General features: G+C 68.2%; 20 protein-coding genes. 10 read left to right on the top strand and 10 right to left on the bottom strand.

The features are described from left to right. The first annotated feature begins 25 nt into the window (after positions 1 to 25). From ASD05_RS15060 to ASD05_RS15045, 4 genes are read left to right on the top strand one after another with little or no spacing between them, the layout of a single operon-like run. On the top strand, positions 26 to 949 hold the full coding sequence (locus ASD05_RS15060) for an SMP-30/gluconolactonase/LRE family protein (protein ID WP_056593670.1): 924 nt from the start codon (positions 26 to 28) through the stop codon (positions 947 to 949). Beyond that, positions 946 to 2,466, top strand: a complete 1,521-nt coding sequence (locus tag ASD05_RS15055) for a sugar ABC transporter ATP-binding protein (protein WP_056593668.1) — start codon at positions 946 to 948, stop codon at positions 2,464 to 2,466. Before ASD05_RS15060 ends, ASD05_RS15055 begins: the two co-directional genes overlap by 4 nt. Beyond that, on the top strand, positions 2,463 to 3,560 hold the full coding sequence (locus ASD05_RS15050) for an ABC transporter permease (protein ID WP_056593666.1): 1,098 nt from the start codon (positions 2,463 to 2,465) through the stop codon (positions 3,558 to 3,560). The genes ASD05_RS15055 and ASD05_RS15050 overlap by 4 nt, the downstream gene beginning before the upstream one ends. Continuing rightward, entirely contained in the window at positions 3,557 to 4,669 is a 1,113-nt protein-coding gene (locus ASD05_RS15045; protein ID WP_056593663.1) for a substrate-binding domain-containing protein, read from the top strand. The genes ASD05_RS15050 and ASD05_RS15045 overlap by 4 nt, the downstream gene beginning before the upstream one ends. Before the next feature lie 40 nt (positions 4,670 to 4,709). Here ASD05_RS15045 and ASD05_RS15040 read toward each other — a convergent pair whose 3' ends face one another. Beyond that, positions 4,710 to 5,111, bottom strand: coding sequence for a phage holin family protein (locus tag ASD05_RS15040; RefSeq protein WP_056593660.1), 402 nt, complete (start codon positions 5,109 to 5,111; stop codon positions 4,710 to 4,712). Positions 5,112 to 5,279: 168 nt separating this feature from the next. On the opposite strand from ASD05_RS15040, the gene shkS reads away from it, so the two are divergent. Further along, complete coding sequence (gene shkS / locus ASD05_RS15035) at positions 5,280 to 6,695, top strand: surface-behavior sensor histidine kinase ShkS (protein ID WP_056593656.1); 1,416 nt, start codon at positions 5,280 to 5,282, stop codon at positions 6,693 to 6,695. 161 nt (positions 6,696 to 6,856) lie between these two features. Here the strand turns inward: shkS and ASD05_RS15030 are convergent, their stop codons facing one another. From ASD05_RS15030 to ASD05_RS14995, 8 genes are all read right to left on the bottom strand, one after another. After that, positions 6,857 to 7,459 (bottom strand): LuxR C-terminal-related transcriptional regulator, encoded by a 603-nt coding sequence (locus ASD05_RS15030; protein WP_007837193.1) that lies wholly within the window; start codon positions 7,457 to 7,459, stop codon positions 6,857 to 6,859. Positions 7,460 to 7,532: 73 nt separating this feature from the next. Then, complete coding sequence (locus ASD05_RS15025) at positions 7,533 to 8,873, bottom strand: tryptophan--tRNA ligase (protein ID WP_056593653.1); 1,341 nt, start codon at positions 8,871 to 8,873, stop codon at positions 7,533 to 7,535. A 14-nt stretch (positions 8,874 to 8,887) separates the two neighbouring features. Beyond that, positions 8,888 to 9,559 carry a site-2 protease family protein gene (locus ASD05_RS15020; RefSeq protein WP_056593650.1) on the bottom strand — a complete coding sequence of 224 codons (672 nt, stop codon included), beginning with the start codon at positions 9,557 to 9,559 and terminating at the stop codon, positions 8,888 to 8,890. 40 nt (positions 9,560 to 9,599) lie between these two features. Beyond that, positions 9,600 to 10,235 carry an L-threonylcarbamoyladenylate synthase gene (locus ASD05_RS15015; RefSeq protein WP_056593646.1) on the bottom strand — a complete coding sequence of 212 codons (636 nt, stop codon included), beginning with the start codon at positions 10,233 to 10,235 and terminating at the stop codon, positions 9,600 to 9,602. Between the two features lie 18 nt (positions 10,236 to 10,253). Continuing rightward, positions 10,254 to 11,231, bottom strand: a complete 978-nt coding sequence (locus ASD05_RS15010) for a DMT family transporter (RefSeq protein ID WP_056593643.1) — start codon at positions 11,229 to 11,231, stop codon at positions 10,254 to 10,256. Beyond that, positions 11,228 to 12,085 carry a 3',5'-nucleoside bisphosphate phosphatase gene (locus ASD05_RS15005; RefSeq protein WP_056593640.1) on the bottom strand — a complete coding sequence of 286 codons (858 nt, stop codon included), beginning with the start codon at positions 12,083 to 12,085 and terminating at the stop codon, positions 11,228 to 11,230. The genes ASD05_RS15010 and ASD05_RS15005 overlap by 4 nt, the downstream gene beginning before the upstream one ends. Positions 12,086 to 12,182: 97 nt before the next feature. Continuing rightward, entirely contained in the window at positions 12,183 to 13,226 is a 1,044-nt protein-coding gene (locus tag ASD05_RS15000) for a transporter (RefSeq protein ID WP_056593637.1), read from the bottom strand. 9 nt (positions 13,227 to 13,235) lie between these two features. Beyond that, a complete protein-coding gene (locus ASD05_RS14995) occupies positions 13,236 to 14,879 on the bottom strand; it encodes an inorganic phosphate transporter (RefSeq protein ID WP_056593634.1) in 1,644 nt (547 codons plus the stop codon). A 146-nt stretch (positions 14,880 to 15,025) separates the two neighbouring features. Between ASD05_RS14995 and ppk2 the strand changes: the two genes are divergently transcribed. Together ppk2 and ASD05_RS14985 are read left to right on the top strand one after the other, a co-directional pair. After that, the gene (gene ppk2 / locus ASD05_RS14990) at positions 15,026 to 15,946 is read left to right on the top strand and encodes a polyphosphate kinase 2 (RefSeq protein ID WP_056593631.1); all 921 of its coding nucleotides are present in this window, start codon (positions 15,026 to 15,028) and stop codon (positions 15,944 to 15,946) included. 63 nt (positions 15,947 to 16,009) lie between these two features. Beyond that, complete coding sequence (locus ASD05_RS14985) at positions 16,010 to 17,050, top strand: alpha/beta hydrolase family esterase (RefSeq protein WP_056594473.1); 1,041 nt, start codon at positions 16,010 to 16,012, stop codon at positions 17,048 to 17,050. 23 nt (positions 17,051 to 17,073) lie between these two features. Here the strand turns inward: ASD05_RS14985 and ASD05_RS14980 are convergent, their stop codons facing one another. Then, positions 17,074 to 18,000, bottom strand: coding sequence for an AraC family transcriptional regulator (locus ASD05_RS14980; protein WP_056593628.1), 927 nt, complete (start codon positions 17,998 to 18,000; stop codon positions 17,074 to 17,076). A 116-nt stretch (positions 18,001 to 18,116) separates the two neighbouring features. On the opposite strand from ASD05_RS14980, the gene ASD05_RS14975 reads away from it, so the two are divergent. From ASD05_RS14975 to ASD05_RS14965, 3 genes are all read left to right on the top strand, one after another. Beyond that, positions 18,117 to 18,527, top strand: a complete 411-nt coding sequence (locus ASD05_RS14975) for a hypothetical protein (RefSeq protein WP_056593625.1) — start codon at positions 18,117 to 18,119, stop codon at positions 18,525 to 18,527. Positions 18,528 to 18,578: 51 nt separating this feature from the next. Further along, positions 18,579 to 20,057: an MFS transporter gene (locus ASD05_RS14970; RefSeq protein ID WP_056593622.1), complete on the top strand. Its 1,479-nt coding sequence runs from the start codon at positions 18,579 to 18,581 to the stop codon at positions 20,055 to 20,057. An 88-nt stretch (positions 20,058 to 20,145) separates the two neighbouring features. Then, a complete protein-coding gene (locus ASD05_RS14965; protein ID WP_056593618.1) occupies positions 20,146 to 20,472 on the top strand; it encodes a nucleotide pyrophosphohydrolase in 327 nt (108 codons plus the stop codon). The last annotated feature ends 87 nt before the right edge of the window (positions 20,473 to 20,559 follow it).

Below are 20,559 nucleotides of genomic sequence, written 5' to 3'. Positions count from 1 at the left end.
GTTCAGGGAAACCAGCGCCGTGGCCATGACCATCGAAGTCTTCGACCCCCGTTTTGCCTCCGTGGCCCGCGATGCCGGCCCGCTCGAATGCCTGTGCACCGGCGCTGCCTGGAGCGAAGGCCCGGTGTGGATGCGCGAAGACGGCGCGGTGCTGTGGAGCGACATCCCCAACAACCGCATCCTGCGCTGGCATGCCGAGGCCGGCATGAGCGTGTGGCGCGAGGGCGTGGAGTTCACCAACGGCCACACGCGCGAAGCCGATGGCGCCTTGCTGCACTGCTCGCACGGCCGGCGTGCCATCGTGCGCACGCGCTTCGGCTCGGGGCTGCCGCCGCAGGACGACGAGGTGGTGGTCGACCGCTACCAGGGCCGCCGCCTCAACTCGCCCAACGACATCGTCGTGAAGCGCGACGGCAGCATCTGGTTCACCGATCCGCCGTACGGCATCGTGTCCGACCATGAAGGGCACAAGGCACAAAGCGAGCTGGGCCGCAACCACGTGTTCCGCTTCGATCCCGCGAGCGGCGCGCTGCGCTCGGTGAGCGACTTCGTCGAGGAGCCCAACGGTCTGGCCTTCTCGCCCGACGAAAGTCTGCTCTACGTGAGCGACACGTCGGCCGCGTTGCGCACCGACGGCTCGGGGCATCACCACATCGTCGCCTTCGACGTGATCGGCGGGCAGGACCTCGGCAACCCGCGCGTGTTCGCGGTCGTGGCGCCGGGGCTCGCGGATGGCTTTCGCGTCGACGTGCACGGCTTCGTCTACACGAGCAGCGCCGACAGCGTGCAGGTCTACCACCCCGACGGCACGCGCATGGCGCGCATCGCGGTGCCGGAGAAGGTGGGCAACCTGACCTTCGGCGGCAGCGACGGCAACGAGCTGTACGTGTGCGCCTCGACCTCGCTCTACCGCATCCGCCTGAACACCCGCGGGGCGGTCGGCGCATGAGCACCGCTTCTCCACTGCTGCAGTTCCAGTCGATCAGCAAGCGCTTCGGCGGCACGCAGGCCGTCGACAGCGTCACGCTCGACGTGCGCGCCGGAGAAATCCTCGCGCTGCTCGGCGAGAACGGCGCGGGCAAGTCGACGCTCATCAAGCTGCTCGCCGGCATCTATCCCGCCGACCAGGGCGAGATTCTTTTCGACGGCAAGCCGCAGGCCGACTGGCGGCGCAGCGACCGGCGCGAGCAGCCGGTCGCCTTCATCCACCAGGACCTGGGCCTCGTCGAATGGATGACTGTCGCCGAGAACGTGGGCCTGGGCACCGGCTATCCGCGCCGCTTCGGGCTCATCGACTGGTCGGCCGCGAACGACACCGCGCGCCGCGTGATGGCGCGCGTGGGTTGCGACATCGACCCCGGCCGCCGCGTGTTCTCGCTCACGCGCGCCGAGAAATCGCTGCTCGCCATCGGCCGCGCGCTCGAGGTGAAGGCGCGGCTGCTGGTGCTCGACGAGCCCTCGGCCAGCCTGCCGATGAGCGACGTGGAGCGCATGTTCGGCGTGCTGCGCGAACTGCGCCGCCAGGGCATGGCGATGCTGTACGTGTCGCACCGGCTCGACGAGGTGATGGCCATTTCAGACCGCGCGGCCGTGATGCGCGACGGCAAGCTGGTGGCCGTGAAGACCACGGCGCAGACGAACGAAGGCGAACTCGTCGGGCTGATCGTGGGCAAGGCGCTGTCGGCTTCGGTGCAGAAGGCGAAGGCCCCGGCGCTCAGCGAGCCCGTGCTGCAGCTCGATGGCGCGGCCAGCGGTAACGCCGGCCCGCTGAGCCTTGCGGTGCACCGCGGCGAGGTGCTGGGCCTCGTCGGCCTGCGCGGTGCGGGCCACGAGGCCATCAGCCGCGCGATCTTCGGCCGCGAGCCGTTGTCGGCCGGCCGCATGCAGCTGCTCGGCAATGCATGCGATTTCACCTGCCCGGCCGACGCCATCCGCGCCGGCGTGGCCTACGTCGCAGGCGAACGCCTCGAGGAAAACCTCGCCGGCTCGATGACCGTGCTCGAGAACCTCTTCCCCAACGCCGCGTTGCACGGCGACCGCGGCCTGGCCTTCGATCGCCCGCGCCGCGAGACCGGCCATGCGCTCTCGCTCATCGCGCGCTTCGACATCAACCCGCCCGCGCCTTCGGCCGAAGTGCAGCAGCTCTCTGGCGGCAACCAGCAGAAGGTGGTGCTGGCGCGCTGGTTCCATCTCGACAAGCCTCTGGTGGTGCTCGAGGAGCCCACCGCCGGCGTGGACGTCGGCGCCAAGCGGCAGATCTACGGCGTGCTGCGCGAGCGCGCCGAGGCAGGCACGGCGCTGGTCGTCGTCTCCACCGACTTCGAGGAAATCGCGACCGTGTGCACGCGCGTGCTGGTGTTCCGCGACGGCCTGATCGCCGCCGAACTCGCGGGCGAGGCGATCACGGTCGAAAGACTCCTGGCATTGGCAGCAGGCGCGGCAACGCGCGAGGAAATATCAGCATGAGCAGTTCGATCAAGTCCACGGCGCTGGAGCCCGACAAGTCCCTCGACGGCGAGGCCATCTCCCTCGCGCAGGGCATCGGCCGCGCGATGCCGGTCTACGGGCTGGTGATGCTGATGGTGGCGCTGGCGCTGCTGTTCTCGCTGCTGCTGCCCGACACTTTCCCAACGCTGTTCAACCTGCGCGCGATCCTGGCCGACAAGTCGGTGATCGCGCTGCTGGCGCTGGCCGCGACCATCCCGATGATCACCGGCAAGATCGACCTCACGGTGGGCTACGGCATCGTGCTGTGGCACATCCTCGCGATCAGCCTGCAGACGCAGCTCGGCCTGCCGTGGCCGGCGGCGGTGCTCGTCGTGCTGCTGTGCGCGGCGCTGTTCGGCGTGCTCAACGGGCTGCTGGTCGAACTCGCGCAGATCGATTCGTTCATCGCCACGCTGGGCACAGGCACCGTGATCTACGCGGTGGCGATGTGGCACAGCGGCGGGCGGCAGGTGGTGGGCGAACTGCCCGACGGCTTCGTGGGCATCGCGGGCGGCAGCCTGCTGGGGCTGCCGGTGGGCGCGTTCTATGTGCTCGCGGTGAGCGTCACGCTGTGGATCGTCACCGAGTTCACGCCGCTGGGCCGCGCGCTGTACGTGATTGGCGCCAACCCGAAGGCGGCGCAGCTCAACGGCATTTCGGTGCGCAGGCATGTGATGGGTGCGTTCGTCGCCTCGGGGCTGCTGTCGGGCTTCGCGGGCGTGCTGCTCGCATCGCGGCTGCAGATCGGGCAGGCGAGCGTGGGGCTCGAATTCCTGCTGCCGGCGCTGGTCGGCGCCTTCCTCGGCTCCACCACCATCCGGCCCGGCCGCGTGAACGTATGGGGCACGCTGGTCGGCGTGGCCATTCTTGCCATCGGCATCTCGGGCATCCAGCAGTTCGGCGGCGCCTTCTATGTGGAGCCGCTGTTCAACGGCCTGACGCTGCTGGTGTCCATCGGCATCGCGGGCTGGGCGCAGCAGCGGCGCAACCGCTCGATCAAGCGGCGCATCGCCGAGCGCCAGCTCGACCACGCGCAGCCCGTTCCCATCACAACCACCGGAGACAAAGCATGAAGAAGAGTGTTCACGCACGCGCGGCCGCCGCCGTGCTGGCCCTGTGTGGCGCCACGCTGGCGCACAAGGCGATGGCCGACGACTTTCTCGCAGCGGCGAAACAGAAGGTCGAGGTCGCGACCATGACCAAGGAGAAATGGGACGGCCCCACCGCCGGCCCGAAGGCCGCCGCCGGCAAGACCATCGTCTTCGTCGCGGGCGACATGAAGAACGGCGGCATCGTCGGCGTCAGCAAGGGCGTGGAAGAAGCGGCCCGCGCCATCGGCTGGACGGTGCGCGTCATCGACGGGCAGGGCACTGTGAGCGGTCGCACCGCCGCGCTCAACCAGGCGCTGGCCGTGAAGCCTGCGGGCATCGTGGTCGGCGGCTTCGACACCACCGAGCAGAAGGCCGCGTTCTCGGGCGCGGCCAAGTCGGGCATTCCGCTGGTCGGCTGGCACTCGGGCGAGCAGCCCGGCCCGAACGACAAGGCGGGCCTGTTCGCCAACGTGACCACTGTGACCGACGACGTGGCCGACGTTGCCGCCTCGTGGGTGGTGGCCGACTCCAACGGCAAGGCCGGCGTGGTGATCTTCACCGACTCGCAGTACGCGATTGCGCTCTACAAGGCGCGGGCGATGGAGGCCGTCATCAAGAAGTGCGGCGGCTGCACCGTGCTGAGCTTCGAGGACAGCCCGATTGCCGAAAGCTCCACCCGCATGCCGCAGCTCACCACCTCGCTGCTGCAGCGCTTCGGCGACAAGTGGACGCACTCGCTGGCCATCAACGACCTGTATTTCGACTTCATGGGCCCGTCGCTCACGGCGGCCGGCAAGAAGGGCGACGCCAACCCGAAGGCCGTGTCGGCCGGCGACGGCTCCGAGGCCGCGTACCAGCGCATCCGCACGCAGCGCTTCCAGGCCGGCACCGTGCCGGAGCCGCTGAACATGCAGGGCTGGCAGATCGTCGATGAGCTGAACCGCGCCTTCGCCAAGGAGAAGTGGTCGGGCTACGTGCCCAAGGTGCACCTCGTGACGGTGGGCAACGTGGGCAAGGACGGCGGGCCGAAGAACGTGTTCGATCCGGACAACGGGTACCGCGACAAGTACAAGGCCGTCTGGGGCAAGTAGGGCGCGTCGCTCGATGTCTTTCGCCTGAGCGCGAAGGCGCTCAGAGCCAGTTGCCGCTCTGCGGCATCTGCACCTTCTCGGCCGGGTCGCTGCCCGTGACGAACGAGCCGATGAAGATGCTCAGCAGCGAGATGAAGATGCTCGCGAACAGCGCGGTCCAGAAGCCCGACACCCGGAAGCCTTTCACCAGCGCGGCCACCAGCAGGATCATCAGCGCATTGATGACCAGCAGGAAGAGGCCGAAGGTCACCAGCGTCAGCGGCAGCGTGAGCACGATCAGCAGCGGCTTGACGATCGCGTTGGCCAGGCCCAGCAGCAGCGCCGAGACCACCAGCGCACCGGTGCTGTCGAACTTGAGCCCGCGAAAGAGGTGGCTGGCCACCCACAGAGAGAGGGCGGTGATGGCCCAGTGGATGAGGAAGGGGGTCAGGTTGTTCAGCATGGGGTTCGGGTTGCACAAGCAGATGCCATGTTAGCCGGGTGCCCGTGCCCACCCCGTCCACCGGCAAGGGCATGAACTCTTCCTGCTTAAGGGCCGGATTGGCGGGTGCCGTTTTCGAAGGTTACGTGGTGAAACGATGTCGGGCGGCCCGTTAAGATCCCCGGTCTTATGGCCAATGCGTCTATCGCCAGCATGACCCCCGCCCCGGCTTCGGCCGACGAAGCCGAATCATGGGTGCGCGGCGAACTCATTCGCAGCCTCATGCGCTCTGCGAAGGGCTCGTATTTCGTTTCGGGTGCGCTGATGCCGGCAATGGTCGGCCTGAGCTGGGCCTACGTGCCCCGCTGGGAGCTGCTCACCTGGCTGGTGGCAGGCTTGCTCGCCACTGCGTGCCGTGCCTGGGGCGCACAGGTCTATGCGGTGCGCTATGCCGGGCGCAGTGCGGCGGCGCAGCAGCAGTTCACCGAACGCTATGGCTTCGTCTGGAGCACCAGCGCGGTGGTGTGGGGCCTCTCGGTGCTGCTGTTCTTCGAGCGCACGCCGCAGGTCAACCAGTTCATGAGCTGGCTCATCGTGGCCGGCGTGGGCACCTTTCCACTGAACGGGCTGGCGCTGCATCCGCCGCTGCTCAAGCGCTACGTCAACACGCTGTTCATCACGATGCTGGGCGCGGTGCTGATCCGGCTGGTGTCCATCACGCTGCAGCATCCGCAGTTCCAGTTCGGCTACCTGATGCCGGTGCTGCCGGTGCTGCACTGGTTCCTGCTGCTGCGGGCGGGGAGGCACATCCACGAGACGGCGCGCAACAGCCTGGAGCTGCTGTTCCATAACCATATCCTGATCAAGTCGCTGACCCAGCAGCGGCAAGCGGCGGTATCGGCCGTGGCCATGAAGAACCGCTTCCTGGCCAGCGCTGCGCACGACATGCGCCAGCCGGTACTGGCACTTTCGTTGTATGCGGATTGGCTGCGCAACGAGCCTGAACTGGTGCTGGAGCTCGCGCCCAAGATCGTGCGCGCCACGCACGCAGTGAATGCGTTGTTCGACTCGATGTTCGACCTGGCGCGCATCGATTCGGGCCAGGTGCGCCTGCACGTCGAGCGGGTCGACATGTCCGAGCTACTGCACGACCTCGAACTGCAATACCGCCCGGTAGCCGAGAGCCGCGGGCTGGACTTCCGCGTGCACGTGTGCGAAGGCTCGTTCCTGACCGACCCGATCCGCGTGCGCCGCATGATCGGCAACCTGCTGGCCAATGCGATCAAGTACACGACGGAAGGCGGCGTGCTGCTGGCTGCGCGGCAGACGCGCGACGGCCTGCGCGTGGAGGTGTGGGACACCGGCATCGGCATCGCGCCCGAGCACCTGCGCGATGTGTTCCTGGAGTTCTACAAGGTGGCAGACCATGCCGGCACCTCCGACGGCTTCGGCCTCGGGCTGGCCATCGTCGCGCGGCTGTCGCACGTGCTGGGCCACCCTGTCAGCGTGCGTTCGCGCCTGGGCCGCGGCAGCGTGTTCCGGGTGGCGCTGCACGACGCCGACGAGGCGGTGGCACAGGCGCGGGTGAGTGCGTCGGGTGGTTGAGCAATCGTCCTCCAGCGCCCTTGCGCCGCCTATAAAAAAACCGCGCAGATGCGCGGTTTTTCATTTCCAGAAACACCGAGGAACCGGCTCCGCCGGGCCTCAGGTGTTGCCCCCTGCAAGGGGGTTGGCGCAGCGACACGAAGTGCGCGAAGCCCTGGGGGTTAACCAGACAGCAAACCGTTCGTGCGCGCGTAGTGCAGGGCTTGGGTGCGGCTCTTCACGCCCAGCCTGCGGAACAGGCGCCACAGGTGCACCTTCACCGTGTGCTCGCTGATCTCCAGGTCGGTGGCGATGTCGCGATTGCTCATGCCCTTGTCGAGCATGGCGATCAGCTGCGTCTGGCGCTTCGAGAGCTTGCCGCTGTTGGCGGCCGGCATCTCGTCGGCTTCGTCTTCCGAGCCGGCCATCAGCAGGCCGCGCAAGGCCGCCGCCAACTCGTTGGAGCTGGCCGACTTCTCGATGTAGGTGTCGGCGCCGGCCTCGATGCAGGCGTCCTCCATGTCCGCGGACGGCGCCGCCGAATACACGGCGATCGGCACGTTCGGATAGACCTGCTTGACCGCGATCACGCCCGACACGCCATTGGTGTCCGGGAGCTTCAGGTCCAGGCAGAAGAGGGTCGGCGCGCCACGCTGCTGCACAGAGCCCGCGAGCTTGTCGAGGCGCTCGAGCTCGACGATGTTCTCGGCCGGGCGCAAGCGCCGCAAGACCATCACGATCGCGTCGCGCATCAGGGGGTGGTCGTCGATGACATAAATGCTCATGTTTTCTTCCTTTGTGATCGCACCGTCTTCTCTCGTCCTGCCCACCGGCAGGTAAGCCGATGGGTTTGCCGGATCAACTCCCGCTGGTCGTGGGTGTTGCCTCCGCCAGTGCCTCAAGCGCCTCGGTGACGGCGCGTGTTTCTTCTGTCCCGATGGGTTCCAGCTGGCCTGCCAACGCGGCCAGCGTGGTGAGCGTCTGGCCGCGCTGCGCCTGCAAGAGCGCGATGGTACGACCCGCTTCCTGCGGCGACGTGAATCCACGGCTCTGCAGCAGGGTTTCGCCGCGCGCATCCAACAGCTTGAAATAGAAAAGCCCGTCCGCCTTCTCGCGGTACTGCTTGAAGCTGGGCTTCGCGACCTTGGCCGCCCGAGCTTGCCCGGCGTCCTTGCCGGCCGCGAGATTGCGCAGGCCGACCGCATGGCGCAGGCTGGCCATGAAGGGCTTCGACAGGGCCTGCGCCTTCGCGGCGCCGGCGAGCAGGATGCGCTCGATTTGCGCCGGGTCGTTCATGAGTGCGTCGTAGCGTGCGCGCAGCGGCGCCACTTCCTGGTCGATGCGCTCGAACAGCAACTGCTTGGCGTCGCCCCAGCCGATGCCGCCGGCATATGCCTTGCGCAGCGACTCGGTTTCCTCGGCGCTGGCAAAGGCCTGGTAGATCTGGAACAGGGCCGAGCCCTCGGTGTCCTTGGGCTCGCCGGGGGCGCGCGAGTCGGTCACGATGCTGGCGATCTGCTTTTGCAGCTGTGCGCGCGGCGCGAACAGCGGGATCGTGTTGCCGTAGCTCTTGCTCATCTTGCGGCCGTCGAGGCCGGGCAGGGTAGCGACGGCGTCGTCGATCTCGGCTTCGGGCAGCGTGAAGTGCTCGCCGTACTGGTGGTTGAAGCGCTGCGCCATGTCGCGCGCCATCTCGATGTGCTGCACCTGGTCGCGGCCCACGGGCACCTTGTGGGCGTTGAACATCAGGATGTCGGCGCCCATGAGCACCGGGTACATGAAGAGGCCGGCCGTCACGTCGGCGTCGGGGTCCTCGCCCTTGGCCACGTTCTTGTCGAGCTGCGCCTTGTAGGCATGCGCGCGGTTGAGCACGCCCTTGCCGGTGACGCAGGTGAGGAACCAGGTCAGCTCGGGGATCTCGACGATGTCCGACTGGCGGTAGAAGGTGACGCGCTCGGGGTCGAGCCCGCACGCCAGCCAGCTGGCGGCGATCTCGAGGGTGGAGCGCTGGATCAGCGCCGGCTCCTGCACCTTGATAAGTGCGTGGTAGTCGGCCAGGAAGAAGAAGCTCTGCACGCCGGTCGCGACGCTTTGCCGCACCGAGTGGCGGATCGAACCGACGTAGTTGCCGAGGTGCGGCGTGCCCGACGGCGTGATGCCGGTCAGGACGCGCAAGGGAGCTTTGGAGGACGGGGCCATGGGACGAACAGGACTTAGAGCAGCAATGCCTTGAGCGGCGTGATGAGCAGGTTGATGACGAAGTAGCCCACGTCCATCAGCGGGCGCAGCCAGTAGGTGCTGACGACGCCCGCGATGACGAGGCCCATCACGATGAAGAAGCCGTACGGCTCGATGCGCGCCAGGAACATCTGGGCCTGCCCGCTGGGCAGCAGGCCCGCCAGCACGCGCCCGCCGTCGAGCGGGGGCAGCGGAAACAGGTTGAAGGCCCACATCACGAGGTTGACCAGGATGCCGCCTTGCGCCATCTGAATGAAAAAGTGTTTACTGTCGAAGCCGGCCGCGACCAGCACTATGAACAGCACGGCCCACAGGATCGCCTGGATGAAATTGGAGACGGGCCCCGCCAGCGCCACCCAGATCATGTCGCGCTTCGGGTGGCGCAGCCGCCCGAAGTTGACAGGCACCGGCTTGGCATAGCCGAACAGGAAGGCGCCCGAGGTTGCGAAGTACAGCATCAACGGCATCAGGATGGTCCCGATGGGATCGATGTGCTTCATCGGGTTGAGGGTGACGCGTCCCATGACCTCGGCCGTGTCGTCGCCGAAATGGCGGGCTACATAGCCGTGTGCCGCCTCGTGCACTGTGATCGCGAAGATCACCGGCAGCGCGTAGATCAGGATGGTCTGTATCAGGTTGGAATCCACTGGGCGATTGTGTCAGATGGGAGTGGTTATCAGCCCGATTTCAGAGGCCGAGCACGGCCAATGCGCCGCGCCCCTGCCGCACCACGACCGGGTCGTCGCCCGTGCCCATGGGCGTGAGGTCGACCACGGTGGTCGGTTGCGAAGGGCAGGCGCCGGCATCGATGACCGCGGCGATCTGCTTCTCGAAGCGTTCTCGAATCGTCTGCGCGTCGTTCAGCGCTTCGGTCTCGCCGGGAGCGATCAGCGTGGTGGCCAGCAGCGGCGCGCCGTGCAGCGCAAGCAGCTCCAGCAGCACCTTGTGGTCGGGCACGCGCAGGCCGATGGTCTTGCGCTGCGGATGGCTCACGCGGCGCGGCACTTCCTTGGTCGCTTCGAGCAGGAAGGTGTAGGGGCCGGGCGTGGCCGCCTTCAGCAGGCGGTACTGCTTGTTGTCGACGCGTGCGTAGTTGGCCAGCTCGCTGAGGTCGCGGCACAGCAGGGTGAGGTGGTGCTTCTCGTCGACCTGGCGGATGCGGCGCAGCTGGTCGACCGCGTCCTTGTCGTCGAGGTGGCAGGCCAGCGCGTAGCTGGAGTCGGTAGGCACGGCCACGATCTCGCCGCGCCCCAGCAGCGCGGCGGCCTGCTTCAGCAGCCGCTGCTGCGGGTTCTCGGGGTGGACTTCGAAGTACTGGGCCATGAAAGAACAATCTCCTGATCAGGATTCGGTGGGTTCGATCGGCACGCGGCGCTCGCGCACCGTGAGCCACGCACCGGCCGCGCCGCAGACTGCGATCAGCGCCATGCCGATGAGCGAAGAGCGGTCGGGCATCTGTGAAAAAACGAGCCAGCCGCCCAGCATGGCAAAGGCGATCTGGGCATAGAGGTACGGCGTGAGCGTGGAAGCCGGCGCGCGCTGGTAAGCCAGGATCAGGATGAAGTGGCCCGCCGTGCCCATGAAGCCCATCAGGCACAGCAGCGCCCACCATTCCCACGAAGGCAGGGCGGCCCATACGAAAGGCAGCGCAAGCGACGCGAGCAGCGTGCCGACCCAGCCCGTGTAGAAGTGCATGGTGAGCGGGTTCTCGGTCTGCGCCAATTTGCTCGTGAGCACCTGGAACCACGCGTTGGTCAGCACCAGCCCGATGGGCAGCAGGACCGCCCAGCCAAAAGCCTCGCCGCCCGGGCGCAGGATGACGAGCGTGCCGATGAAGCCGCCCGCCACCAGCATCCAGCGCAGCGGCGAGACCTGCTCCTTGAGCACGGTGGCCGCCAGCAGCGTGATCACCAGCGGCGCGATCAGCACGATCGAAGTGAACTCGGCCAGCGGCATGTAGCGCAGGCTCAGGAAGGCCAGCGTGCTCGACACCAGCAGCAATGCGCCGCGCAGCACCTGGTAGCGCGGGTGCCGCGTGCGCAGCAGCGCCGCGCCGTGCAGCGGGAGCAGCACCGCCGTGGTTGCCACCGCCTGGAAGGCATAGCGAAACCAGACGGCCATCAAGATGGGCACGCCGGCGGTCGAGAACTTGGTGGCGGTGTCGAGCGTGGCGAAGCAGGCGCTCGCGACCAGCACCATGCCGATGCCCGCGAGGATGCGTTCCGATTCCTTGCTGCGGCTGCGCTGCTGCGCCACGCGTGCATTCGCCAGCGCAACAGTAGCCGCGTTGTCGATACCGGGCCCGGAGCTCTGCCTCACTGCTGGATGCGATCGCCGAGCAGTTCCCACACAGGAGTGAGCGCACCGGGCAACGGCGGCAGCTTGCCGAGGTCGCAGTGGCTCTCGTCGGGGCTGTGGAAATCGCTGCCGCGCGAGGCGGCGAAATCGAACTCGAGCGCCTTGTCGGCGTACTCGACGAACTCGGCCGGCGTGTGGCTGCCGGTGACGACCTCGATCGCCTTGCCGCCGTGCGCCTTGAATTCGAGGAACAGCGCGTACTCCTCGTTGGCCGTGAACTTGTAGCGGCCCGGGTGCGCGATCACGGCCATGCCCTTGGCGCCGGTGATCCATTGCACCGCGTCCTTCAGCGTGGCCCAGCGGTGCGGCACGTAGCCGGGCTTGCCTTCGGTGAGGAACTTGCGGAACACCTCGGGCGTGTCGCGGCAGTGGCCCTTCTCGACGAGGAAGCGCGCGAAGTGCGTGCGCGAAATGAGTTCGGGGTTGCCGACGAACTTGAGCGCACCTTCGTACGCGCCGTGGATGCCGACCTTGGCCAGCCCCTCGGACATTTCCTGTGCGCGCTTGCCGCGGCCGCCGCGCGTGTCGTAGAGGCCTTGCGACATGGCCGCGTCGTCGGCATCGAAGCCCAGGCCGACGATGTGCACCGTTTCGCCCGCGAAGGTCACGGAGATCTCGGTGCCGGTGAGGTAGCGCATGCCATTGGCACGGGCCGCGGCGGCGGCGCGATGCTGGCCGCCGACCTCGTCGTGGTCGGTGAGGGCCCAGAGTTCGACCCCGTTGGCGGCTGCGCGCGCGGCCAGTTCTTCGGGCGTCAGTGTGCCGTCGGAGACCACGGAGTGGCAGTGAAGATCGGCATTGAGGATGGAGGACACCCCGCCATTCTAGGGGGTCTGGAACATCGATGCGGGCGCATGGATGCTGCGCGAGACGCTACTAAATAAATAGCATTACTGCGCCGTGGCGCGGGGCTCAGCGCTTCTTGCGGAAAGCCGCCCAGGCCGCCACCGCGGTGAAGCTCGCGACGATCGCCACCACGATCCAGAAGCCGTGCTTGTGGTCCGCCAGCGGAATGCCGCCCACGTTCATGCCGAACAGGCCCGCCAGGATGTTGATCGGCAGCGCCAGCACCGTGACCACCGTCAGCACGAACAGGCTGCGGTTGTTGTCCTCGTTGACGTTGGCGGCAATTTCTTCCTGCAGCAGCTTGATGCGCTCCTGCAGCGCCTGCATGTCGCGCAGCACCACCGAGAACTCCTCGGTCGAGCCGCGCAGCGCCTGCGCGTCGGGCTCGGACATCCACGCGGGAGGCCCCTGCAGCAGGCGGAAGAGGGCGGCCGGCTCGGGCGCCAGCAGCCGCTGCAGCCGCACCAGCAGCCGGCGCAGCACGCCCAGCCGCGCGCGCTTGTGGTCGAGGCGGCCGGCGAGCAGTTCGTCCTCGATGCGGTCGATGCGCGAGGTGACGCCGCGCACGATCTTCACCAGCACATCGGCCTGCGCACGCAGCAGGTGCTCGAGCAGCTCGGTGCTCGAGCGCGGCGCGTCGCCCGCCTTCACGGCAGTACGCAGCGTGTCGACCGAGCGCAGCGGCTTGGTGCGCGCGGTGACCACGAGGCGCGGGCCCACACTGATCCACAGCGTGGAGATGTCCGAAGGCTCGAAGCTGAACTCGAAGTGCACGTCGTTGATGACGGCGATCAGCGAGTCGTCGTCGCGCTCGATGCGCGTGGAAGGCAGGCCTTCGTGCAGCGTCTCGTAGAAGGTGTCGGACAGGTTCGCGTGCCGCAACAGCCAGCGCTCCGCATGCGCGTGGCTCAGGTTGAAATGGAGCCAGACGTACGCCGGGTTTTCCTCGGTGCATTCACGGTCGCGCTCTTCGGCCAGCCATGCGGCGGCCTGCGCCGAGTCGATGGCCTGCGCGGGCTCTGGCGCCGAGGCGTCGAAGAGATAGCCGGAGATCAGCCCGGCTTCGTCGCCGCCATAGGACTGGGCGGCGAGGTCATGGAGTGCCGACAAGATGCGTGGTCAGAAGATGCGGGTGAACAGCCAGTAGAGCGACCCCGACAGCAGCATCGCCACCGGCAGCGTGAGCACCCAGGCCAGTGCGAGGTTGCGCAGCGTGGACATCTGCAGGCCCGAGCCGCTCGCCGTCATGGTGCCGGCCACGCCGGAGGACAGCACGTGCGTGGTCGACACAGGCAGCCCGTACATGTCGGCCGCACCGATGGTGATCATCGCCACCACCTCGGCCGAGGCGCCTTGCGCGTAGCTCAGGTGCGTCTTGCCGATCTTCTCGCCCACCGTGACGACGATGCGCTTCCAGCCGATCATCGTGCCCAGGCCAAGCGCGATGGCGACCGCGACCTTGACCCACAGCGGGATGAAGCGCGTTGCATCGTCCAGCTCCTGGCGGAACGCGCCCACGCGCAGCTTCGTCTCGCCGTCGAACCTGGCGGCGCCGCTCTTGTCGAGGTGGCGGATGGCTTCGGAGGCCAGGTACATGTCGTTGCGCACGTTGGCGACGGCCTCGGCCGGCACCGCTGCGAGCGAGCCGTGCCTGCGCACCTGCTCGCCGATGCTGCCCGCGGTCGCGGCCAGCGCGGGCACCACGGCGGGACTGAATTCGCGCGTGCGCACGTAGGTAGAAAGCGTCTCGCGCGCAGCGGCGGGTTGCGGCGCCGCCTGCTGCGCGGGCAGCGAACCGGGCACGCTGCGGTTCAGCGCGTTCTGCGCCATCTCGGCCACGGCCACGAACTTCACGGTCTCGTTGGCGGGCATCGCGCGGTTCAGCGCATAGGCCATCGGCACCGTGCCCACGAGGATCAGCATGATCAGCCCCATGCCCTTCTGGCCGTCGTTGGAGCCGTGCGCGAACGACACGCCCGTGCAGGTCAGGATCAGCAGACCGCGGATCCACCACGGCGGCGGCTCGCTGCCCTTGGGCTCTTCATACAGTGCGCGGTTCTTCACGAAGGCGCGCAGCGCCAGCAGCAGAAGGGCGGCGCAGCCGAAGCCGACCATCGGCGACAGCAGCAGCGAATAGCCCACCTTGGTGGCCTGCGCCCAGTCGACACCGCTGGTGCCGTCGCGGCCATGCATCAGCGCATTGGCCACGCCCACGCCGATGATCGAGCCGATCAGCGTGTGCGAGGAAGAAGCCGGCAGCCCCAGCCACCACGTGCCCAGGTTCCAGATGATGGCGGCGATCAGCAGCGCGAACACCATGGCGAAGCCCGCGCCCGAGCCCACCTGCAGGATCAGTTCCACCGGCAGCAGCGCGATGATGCCGAAGGCCACCGCGCCGCTGGACACCAGCACGCCCAGGAAGTTGAAGAAGCCCGACCACACCACCGCGAAGTTGGGCGGCAGCGAGTGCGTGTAGATCACCGTGGCCACCGCGTTGGCCGTGTCGTGGAAGCCGTTGACGAACTCGAAGCCCAGTGCAATCAGCAAGGCCACGCCCAGCAGGATGTAGGGCACCCAGGTGGTGACCGGCGCACCCGAGGCCGTGACGTCGCCGACCAGGCTCCAGGCCGTGAAGAGCAGGCCGGCGGCCAGCAGGCCCACGAAGGTGATCAGCGTGAGCGGGCCGGGCTTGGCGTCGAGCTTGGGCCGGTGCGCGGCGGACGCCGGCGGCAACTCGGCATGCGGGGCTGCGAGCGTGTTCATGGACGATTCTGGGGTGTTGGAATGGCTCCAGATGGTGTTCGCGCCGTGTGACAACGGCGTGTCAATCGGCCTCGAACCGTCACGCAGCCGTCATATGGGGCGAGCAGCATGCTTTTTCCGACCCTTCCACCTTCTTCTTGCCCACCATGCTGACGAGCGCACTTCCCGACCACGAAGACCTGATGCAACGCATCGCCCGCGACCTGATCGACAGCTACGACGAAGAGCTCGAACTGGAGATCGAGGACCGCAACATCGACGGCCTCGATCCGTCAGCCACCGCGTCCGCCGACAAGGCCACCCGCCAGGCCTACTTCAAGGAGCTGTTTCGCCTGCAGGGAGAACTGGTCAAGCTGCAGGACTGGGTGCAGCACAGCAAGCAGAAAGTCGTCATCCTGTTCGAAGGCCGCGATGCGGCGGGCAAGGGCGGCGTCATCAAGCGCATCACGCAGCGCCTGAATCCGCGCGTGGCCCGTGTCGCCGCATTGCCCGCGCCCAACGACCGCGAACGCACGCAGTGGTACTTCCAGCGCTATGCCGCGCACCTGCCGGCCGCGGGCGAGATGGTGCTGTTCGACCGCAGCTGGTACAACCGCGCCGGCGTCGAGCGCGTGATGGGCTTCTGCACCGACGACGAGTACGAGGAGTTCTTCCGCACCGTGCCCGAGTTCGAGAAGATGCTGGTGCGCTCGGGCATCAAGCTCATCAAGTACTGGTTCTCCATCACCGACGACGAGCAGCACATGCGCTTTCTCGGCCGCATCCACGATCCGCTCAAGCAGTGGAAGCTGAGCCCGATGGACCTCGAAAGCCGCCGCCGCTGGGAGGAATACACCAAGGCGAAGGAAATCATGCTGGAGCGCACCCACATCCCCGAGGCGCCGTGGTGGGTGGTGCAGGCGGTCGACAAGAAGAAGGCGCGGCTGAACTGCATCAGCCACCTGCTGGGCCAGCTGCCCTACAACGAGGTGCCGCATCCGCCGGTGGAGCTGCCGGAGCGCGTGCGCCATGCGGACTACCTGCGCCAGCCCGTGCCGGCCAACATGATCGTGCCGGAGATCTACTGAGGCGCCGGATGGCGGGAGGGCCGGCATTTGGCCGCCCGGCGCTTTGCCTTCACACTGCGCGCCATGGCCCGTCGTTCCGCTGCTTCCGTCTTCGCCCGCGCCTACGAGCGCAACCTCAAGGCACTCACCAAGATCACGTTGAGCAACAGCAAGCGCGTGGCGGGGCAGGTGCAGCGCGCCACCGCCAAGCGGCTCAAGCCGCCGCCGGGCCGTGGCGACTGGCTCAGCGGCATGGCGATGGGGCCGGGCGGCGCGCGCGGCTATCACCTGTTCCGTCCGGCCGGCCTGCAACTGCAGCCCGGCGAGAAACTGCCGCTCATGGTCATGCTGCACGGCTGTGGCCAGACCGGGCGCGACTTTGCCGCGAGCACGCGCATGAACGCGCTGGCCGTGCGCCAGCGCTTCCTGGTGCTCTACCCCGAGCAGGACCGCATCGCCCACCCGCAGGGCTGCTGGAACTGGTATGAGCGCCGCTCCGGCAAGGCCGACGCCGAAGCAGCAACGCTGATGGCCGCCATCGATCAGGCCTGCATGCTGTATCCCGTGGACCGCGACCGCGTGGCGCTTGCCGGTCTCTCGGCCGGCGCGAGCATGGCGGCCCTGCTTGCGACGCGCTATCCGAACCGCTTCCGCGCCGTCGTCATGCATTCGGGTGTGGCGCCCGGCGCAGCGAAGTCGTCGGCCACCGCCCTCGGCGCCATGCGCGGACAGAACGTGCCGCCGATGCCCGCCACGGCGGTCGGCAAGGCGATGGGCGCCGCGGCCGTCTTCACCACCTTGCCGCCGATGCTGGTGCTGCACGGCGATGCCGACGCGGTGGTCGCGCCGAGCAATGCCGTCAGCAGCGCCGCGGTGTGGGCCACGGCCGTGGGCGCGCGGCCCGGACTGCCGCGCGACATGCAGCGCGGCAAGCGCCGCCCGATGCGCGTGACCGACTTCAGGCGCAAGGGCCGCGCGCTCGTCACGCTGTGCGAGATCGCGGGGCTGGGCCATTCGTGGAGCGGCGGCGCGCCGAAGCTGCTGTTCAGCGACCCCGAGGGGCCCGATGCCACGCGCATGGCCTGGGCCTTCGCGGCGGCGCAGTTCAAGGCCGCAGTGCCGTAGTGAAGGCCTGAAGAGAGGAGCCGCTACGCCGTGGCGCCTTCGCGCGCGGCGGCTCGCCACGCACCGGGCGCAATGCCCTTCTCGCGCTTGAAGGCCTTGCTGAATGCGGCCTCCGATTCGTAGCCCACCGCGCTTGCGATCGCACCCACCGCGGCATCGCCCTGGCCGAGCATGTTGCCGGCCTTGAACATGCGCCATTGCGTGAGGTATTCCAGCGGCGACTGCCCCACGCGCTCGCGAAAGCGCTGCGCGAAGGCGGAGCGCGACAGGCTCGCGGCACCGGCCAGCGCCTCCACCGTCCAGCCGCGTGCGATGTCCTTGTGCATCGCGCGCAGGGCCGGGCCGATGCGCGCGTCGGCCAGCGCGGCCAGCCAGCCCGTCTGCGATTCGCCATTGGCCGCGACGTGCGCGCGCACCGCCTGCACGAACACGATGTCGGCCAGCCGGCTCACGAGCAGGCTGGAGCCGAGACCCGGCTCGCCGGTTTCCATCGCCAGCAGCTGCAGCGTGCCCTGCAGCGCCAGGGCGCGTGCCTGCTCCATCTTCACGTGCAGCAGCACCGGCAACAGCGCCAGCAGCGGCTGCGCGGCGCGCTGGTCGAAGTGAAACCAGCCGCAGATCACCGAGGCGGCGGTGCCCGTGCCGCCCAGCTCCACCAGCCCGCCGATGCGGTCGCGCACGACGGAGGTGCAGCTCACCGTGGGCGTGTTCGGATGGTCGCGCAGGATGTAGGGCGTGCCGTGCGCCAGCACATAGCAGTCGCCCGCCGCCAGCGCCACCGGCTGCGCCACGCCCTCGACCTCGAGCAGGCAGCCGCCGCGCACCACGAGCCCGAAGCGCGCGCTCTCGCCGCCGGCCAGGCTCAGGCCCCACGGCGCGCCGGCCTCGAGGCGGGCATACAAGGCGCTGCGCACGCGCATCGCGGCAAAGACATCGTCGAGCGGGTCCATGGGCGGCTCCTGTGGTGTTGGACGAATGGACAAGAAGGACGGATTTTCAGGCATTCACTGTCCAGCAGTCGAGACCGAAACTGCGGCTTCACTCTTGCAGCACACCGGAGCAGACCATGAATGAAAGCAATGAATCCGCCGAAGAACTCGCCGAGCGCTACGTCGCCGCCTGGAACGAGCCCGACGCCACCGCCCGCCGCACTGCGATCGCCGGCCTCTGGGTGCCCGAGGGCGAGCACTACGTGCGCACGCTGCAGGCCAAAGGCTACGAGGCGCTGCACCAGCGCGTCACCGGCTCGCACGAGAAGAACGTGCGCGATGCGGGCTTTCGCTTCGTCCGCGCGGGCGATGCCCAGTTCCTGCGCGACGCGGTGATGTTCCATTGGCACATGGTCCCGGCTGCCGGCGGTCCCGTGGCAGCACTGGGGCTGCAGTTCCTGGTGCTGGCCGGGGACGGCCGCATTGCCGTCGATTACCAATTCATCCTGCGACGCCTTCCGTCTGAGCGGCCGGCGCATCGGCCATGACCTCGCAGGTCATTGTCGTCGCGCCCCTTTCTCCCAACACTGGTTACCACCATGACTCAGTCGAACATCGCTGCCTCGGCAGCATCGCTTTCTCCATCGGGCGGCCAGCAGAGCGCAGGCGCGACCGGGCCCGGCCGGCTCGGCCTGTGGGTCATGCTCAGCGGCACCTTCCTGGTGGTGCTGGATTTCTTCATCGTCAACGTCGCGCTGCCGTCGATGCAGCGCGAACTGCTGGCGAGCGCCGGCACCCTGCAGATGGTGGTGGCGGGCTACGGGCTGGCCACCGCGGCGGGACTGATCACCGGCGGCCGGCTCGGCGACCTGTTCGGCCGGCGCCGCATGTTCATGCTGGGCCTGCTGCTGTTCACGCTGGCCTCCGCGGCCTGCGGCTTCGCACCGAATGCCGAGCTGCTGGTGGCCGCGCGCGTGCTGCAGGGCCTGGCCGGCGCGCTGCTGCAGCCGCAGGTGCTGGCGATGATCGGGCTGGCCTACAGCGGCGAAGGCCGGGCGCGCGCCTTCGCGGCCTACGGGCTCACGCTGGGGCTCGGTGCCACGCTCGGGCAACTGGTCGGCGGCCTGCTGATCCACGCCGATCCGGCGGGGCTGGGCTGGCGCAGCTGTTTCCTCATCAACGTGCCCATCGGGTTGCTGGCATTGGTGCTCGCGCCGCGCGTCATTCCGCCGCTGGCGAACCACGGCAACAGCAGGCTCGACCTCGCCGGCATGCTGCTGGCGGCCGCGGGCTCGGTGGCCGTGGTGCTGCCGCTGGTGGAAGGCCGCGAGCAGGGCTGGCCGCTGTGGAGCTGGCTGTGCCTTGCGGCTGCGCTGCCGTTGCTCGCCGCATTCGCTTTTCAGCAGCGCCGGCTCGCCGTGCGCGGCGGTGCGCCGCTGGTGGCGCCGGCGCTGCTGGCCAACGGCCGCTTCGTCACCGGCCTGCTCACCACGCTGGCCTTCTACGTGGGCAACGCCTCGCTGTACTTCGTGCTGGCGCTGTACCTGCAGCAGGGCCTGGCGCTGGGCCCGTTGACGTCGGGCATGGTCTTCACTTCGCTCGCGGTCGGTTTCTTCGCGACGTCGATGGCCGGTGCGCGCCTCGCACGGCGTTTCGGCGGCAAGCCGCCCATCGCGCTCGGCGCCCTCGTGCTGGCGGCGGGGCATGCGCTGCAGTTCGTCAACGTGGCGGGATGGGCGGGCCATTCGCACGTGGTCGCCTGGATGGTCCCGCTGCTGCTGGTGCAGGGCGCGGGCCTCGGCATGGTGATGGCGCCGCTGGTGTCCACCGTGCTGGCCGGCCTGCCGCCGCAGCATGCAGGCGTGGCCTCGGGCGTGCTGTCGATGGTGCAGCAGGCGAGCAACGCGCTGGGGGTGGCGTTGATCGGGATCCTGTTCTATGGGCGGCTGGGAGATGCGGCGGACACCGCTGCGTATTCGGGCGCGTTCGGGGTGGCGCTGGTGTACCTGATGGTGTCGGCTCTTCTCGTCGCGATGTTTCACTGGCGAGGCACCCGGCCCTCGGCGCCCCGGTTGTGACGTCTTGCCCAATCTGGGTATGTGCATGCCCGGATTGGGTTTCTTCCCTGGAGCCGTGCCACACTCGCCGCCCGACGACTGGTGTGCCATGGAATCCGATCTGACCTCACTCACCCAAGCCTTGCGCGACTTCGCCCAGGCCCGCAACTGGGAGCAGTTCCACTCCCCCAAAAACCTCGCTTCGGCGCTCTCGGTCGAAGCCGCCGAGCTGCTCGAACATTTCCAGTGGCTCACCGAAGCGCAGAGCCGCTCGCTGCCGGCCGACAAGCGCGCCGAGATCGGCACGGAGATCGCCGACGTCTTCCTCTACCTGCTCCAGCTCGCCGACAAGCTCGGCATCGACCTGGTGGAAGCGGCAAGAAGCAAGATGCTGGTCAACGCCCGGAAGTACCCGGCACCGCCGCCGTCCGCCTGAGTACCTCCGTGTACGCCACCCGGCGTATTTCCCCGTCCTGGTGCATTCCGCAAACTCCCTCCCACGCCAGCACAGCGCTGGCGCCAA

Source organism: Variovorax sp. Root434, assembly GCF_001426595.1.
GTDB lineage: Bacteria > Pseudomonadota > Gammaproteobacteria > Burkholderiales > Burkholderiaceae_C > Variovorax.
This window is presented reverse-complemented; position numbering and strand designations above follow the sequence as displayed.